General features: G+C 59.4%; 1 protein-coding gene. It reads right to left on the bottom strand.

The features are described from left to right. On the bottom strand, positions 1 to 717 hold a 717-nt coding region (locus tag K7W03_RS27565; RefSeq protein ID WP_222888145.1), incomplete at both ends, for a hypothetical protein.

The raw sequence follows: 717 nt of genomic DNA, 5'->3' as shown, positions 1-717 counted from the left end.
GAGGTTGTGATCGCACCGCTGGCCGCCGTGATTGTGGGAACGAAGCTCGTGACCCAGGCATTGACCTGCGTCCGCGATACTTCGTACCAGTTGGAGCCATCCGACAGCAGCGTCAGCGTATCCCCTGCCGCCATGGCGAAATTGACGGCGTCCTTCAGTTTGATATTGCCGCTTACAAGTACCGTGAGAGCGGAAGCGGTGCGGAGCGTGATCCGCCGCCCCACATAGCTCTGCGGGCGGCTAATCGTCCCTATATTGGTTGTGCCGGTGACGCTGAAGACATCATCAATACCATTGAGCGCGATTGTTGCGGCAGACGCGATGGCTGGCACAGCCGCGTTCGTGTTCTCTGCGCCGTTGCCGTTGGTGAACTTCGAACCAGGCAGGACAATGAAGCGTCCGCCGCCAGATACCACCTCGACGCCTGGATAGCCCAAGCCGGAATCATTCCAGTCTTTACACTGGATGCGGAGCGATATTTCGCTTCCGGTCGCCGTGGCTTCGTGGCGGACCACGTTGCCGCCGACATTCGAGCCATCAAAGTCACCGACGATGCGGGTGTTGGGACCATGTATCTCCACTAGCGGCTGATTGGTAGGTGTGTCGCGGCCTTGACCGCTCACATTCGCCCAGGACGCGGTGTGGCCGTCCGCCGCCGGTGCCACGTAGTACGCTGTATCACCTATATCGAGATCAGCGTTGCTCAGCTTTAGCTTA

The organism is Sphingobium sp. PNB (assembly GCF_019873065.1).
In the GTDB taxonomy this organism is placed as follows: Bacteria; Pseudomonadota; Alphaproteobacteria; order Sphingomonadales; family Sphingomonadaceae; genus Sphingobium; species Sphingobium fuliginis.
The sequence above is the reverse complement of the archived record's forward strand: the minus strand, read 5'-3'. Positions and strand labels throughout refer to the sequence as shown.